This window comes from Salinivibrio sp. MA427, from assembly GCF_001996115.1.
In the GTDB taxonomy this organism is placed as follows: Bacteria; Pseudomonadota; Gammaproteobacteria; order Enterobacterales; family Vibrionaceae; genus Salinivibrio; species Salinivibrio costicola.
Genome location: NZ_MUFH01000253.1, coordinates 1 through 3,816 on the forward strand (window position 1 = coordinate 1; position 3,816 = coordinate 3,816).

Annotated in this window: 2 protein-coding genes; both read left to right on the plus strand. The window is 46.1% G+C overall.

The annotated features are described in order from the left end of the window. A partial coding sequence (locus BZG79_RS12795; RefSeq protein WP_077774584.1) for an ATP-binding protein occupies positions 1-2,942 on the plus strand: 2,942 nt, incomplete at its 5' end. A 128-nt stretch (positions 2,943-3,070) separates the two neighbouring features. Beyond that, entirely contained in the window at positions 3,071-3,757 is a 687-nt protein-coding gene (locus BZG79_RS12800; protein ID WP_077575979.1) for a DUF3334 family protein, read from the plus strand. Positions 3,758-3,816 lie beyond the last annotated feature (59 nt).

Sequence of the window (3,816 nt, forward strand, 5' to 3'; positions counted from 1 at the left end):
ACGAATCGCTATCGGTGTTTCTAGAGAATCAACAAGACTTTGAAAACGCGCTAAAAGAACTAAAAACCATCAAACCCGATGAAAAACAACAACTCGAAAAAGTCAGTCAACTCTACGAACGCTTTCAACGCATCGCACATCAAAAAGTATTAACCGAGTTTGATCCTGTGGCTGAGCAATGGGCACGCAAGCAATTGATGCGATTATCCATTGATGTCGCTCGCCCAATTGATAACCTCGTTGCCGAACTCAAAGCCACCCAGGAGTTAAAGCAACCCGACAACTTAGCGGTATTACAATACCTCGACGAGCTCGTCGATGAAAACGGCGATATGCTTACCGAGCTAAATCAGTATTTAGAAGGTCGCACGAGTAGCCGTCAATACTTTATGGAAGATATGGTTACCTTTGAGCAATATTTGTCATTAACACAGTTCGAGCTTAATGACCCTGCCTCACTCAAAAAAATTGCGCGATTAAACAATCACTTTACTAGCTTTAAGCGCAGCGGTATTGCCATTTTTAACAATTACCAACCGAACGCCAAAGTCGCTGCCATGAAGGCAGTTCGCACGCTCAGCGATCATGAGTATCATGCGCTAGAGAATGCACTTTCCCGTTTTGCACAAGGCACAGGTAATGAAGTTACCCGCTCAATGACCGACTTACAATCTATTCTTCATTCGAATCAATTGAATCTTGGCTATTTATTGTTATTTATTTTGTTTGTCAGTAGCGGCATGTATTTTTATATTTATCAGTCTTTTACTCAGCCAATCGCCGCGCTGGCAGATTCGATGCAGCGACTGGTCGCGGGTGACATGACACCACCGTCTAGTCATTTTCAAGATAGAACCGATGAAGTCGGAAAGATTGCACAGAGCTTAGTGATATTCCGAGCCCACATTATCTCGCGCAACCAAGCACGTGAGCAATTGATAGCAGAAAAGGAACGAGCTGAAAGTGCATCTCGGGTTAAAGCGCAGTTTCTTGCCACCATGAGCCATGAAATACGCACCCCCATGAACGGGGTCATCGGGATGTTGGATCTACTGCGTCGCTCTTCGCTAACCCAATCCCAACACGGGTTGCTGAGCACAGTAAGAGAATCAGCCCTTTCATTGCTTTCGATTATTAACGATATTCTTGATTTCTCCCGCACCGAATCAGGAAAACTGCAGCTGGAGCAGGTTACCTTTTCTCTCTCTGAAACGGTTGATCAAGTGATGGACACGGTGAGCCACAATGCCAAAAAACAAAATGTGACATTGTCACTATTTATTGATCCTGAACTGCCTGACTCACTGATTGGCGATCCTAACCGGCTTAAACAGGTCCTTTATAACCTTGTGGGCAATGCAATTAAGTTTTCTGGCAGTCACCGTGACAAGCTGGGAAAAGTCGATGTCAAAATCACACCGTTCGACACAGGCACACCGGAAAAAACAGGATTGAACGTCACAATAGCGGATAATGGTATAGGCATCAGCCCCGACAAATTAGACACCATATTTCAACCCTTTAACCAAGCAGAATCATCCACTACTCGTGAGTATGGTGGGTCCGGACTCGGCTTAGCGATTTGTAAAAATATTATCGATTTACTCGATGGTGAGATAACGGTTGAGAGTGAACAGGATAAAGGAACCGAATTTCAAGTTCGCTTAAGTTACACCACTGACAGATTGGGTGCACCTCATCCTGCGCCACTTAGTCGTGACGATATCGACACACTGTTTATTTACCTTGATTTACCCGACGGCGAGCTAAAACACGCCATCAACCTCTATCTCAATCATTTAGGTATTGCACATGCGACAGCTAATCCAAACGAGACGCTTATCCTACAAAAGGAGGCGTCAAGCACGCCTGCGCTTGTCGCTGCCAGACATGTTCTCTTGATCACTCAGGACACAAGTGACGAGACGCGTTTTGATGCGCTTGGGGTGAAACACATCATTGCGCTACGAGAGAAGCTGTCACTGAATACCCATCCTAACAAATACCTGGTCGAGCTTTTTGCCTCACCGCTCACTTATCGCCGCTTAGTGCATGGGATCCGTGTGTGTTTAGGCTTAGACAGCCCAGAGGTTAGCATGTTGGGGGAATCTCTCGAGCTAAATATTATCCCCGACATGCAAGCAAGAGAGCGCCATGGCAAATCGATACGTGGACATATACTGGTTGCCGAAGACAACCCCACTAATCAACGCGTTTTGACACAACAACTCCATTATCTCGGTTATCACGTTGTGATGGTTGATGATGGTGAACAAGCATTGCAGGCTTACCAAAGCACGCGCTTTGATCTGGTCTTAACAGACTGCCATATGCCCAATAAAGATGGTTATGCACTCGCAACCGCATTGAGAGAGCAGCAGTCATCCACGGGATACGTCCCTATTATCGCTATTACTGCCAATGCACTCAGTGGTGAAGACGCACGTTGTTTTGCAGCGGGTATGGATGATTATATCACCAAGCCCATTGAGTTAGAGCAGCTCGAAAGCCGCTTAAGTCACTGGCTTCACCAAGGTTCCCATTCAACCACCGACAAGGCCCAAGAGGAAACGTCTACCCTCTCTGTGCAACACGAGAGCTCGCCAACCGTTTTAGATTTAAGTGTTATCGAACGACTCTACGCCGGCCAGAAACACGCTTATCTTGATATCATTGCGATATTTCGCCGGCGCAGTTTACCGAGCATCAACACGCTGAGCCAGTTAGCGCCGCCGTTTACAGATTGGCAAGATATCAAAGACACAGCACATAAACAGAAGTCCGCGACAGGCAGTATTGGCGCAWCAGAATTGCATCAAGCGTGCCTTGACGCCGAACATGCTGCCAACACACAGGACACACAAGCACTTGTCAAAGCGTTAGCGCAGATGCAAACGGCGATCATACGTCTGACTCGTGCGCTCGACACGCTTGAGACTTAATGTGTCCAACATCAAAAATAGTGAATCGGTGTGATCCCTTATCCGAATATCTAGAAAATCGGTGTACAAACCTCGCGTTCCGGTGCCACACTCAAGGTAAGTATCAGCAACCAAAACGGTAGTGAATAATGAGAAAAACCAAAGTTGTCACCTCCGAGGACATCCTGCTCAAACTATGTCAATCTGCCACAGCAGTGTTAACCAAAGCCACGGACTCTCCCGTGCATCATGCCGCAATGGTGCAAAAAATAGTCAAAACCAGTCTTAAGCCGGATATCGGGTGCTTTGTATTATTTGATGGCGGCTTTTCGGGACTCGTCGTGATTAACTTCTCCTCACAAGCGGCGTTAGAGATTTATCGCAACTATATGCAGCATATGGGGATCCCCGAAGAAGAGCTTGCCACTCAACATACAGCGGATGAAGTCGGTGATGTACTTGGCGAACTGATGAACCAAATCATCGGTGACTTCACRGGCAAGATTAAGCGCTCAATTCAGACGTCTATCACGCAAAACCAGCCGAAGATGATGGCGGTGAACAAAAATATCTCCGTGTCTGTCGACAGCAATATTGATAAACCTCAAGCGCGCCGGGTCAGCTTTACCACCGAAAATAATCATATTTTTTATCTAGAACTCGCGATGGAACGCACTGAATTCATTCAGCTGCAAGATTTTGAAGAAGGCGAAGAAGTCGATCCGGATTCTATTTTAGAGGCAGAAACCGTGCGTCAGCTGGAAGGAAAATCTAACGATAAAAATGAAAAGAAAGACAATGGCAGTAACGACTTGTTAGATGAACTCGGGATCTGAGCACGAACGCCCATATAAATTAACATCGAACTTAAAAATCAGCGAGTTACGCCTCAATT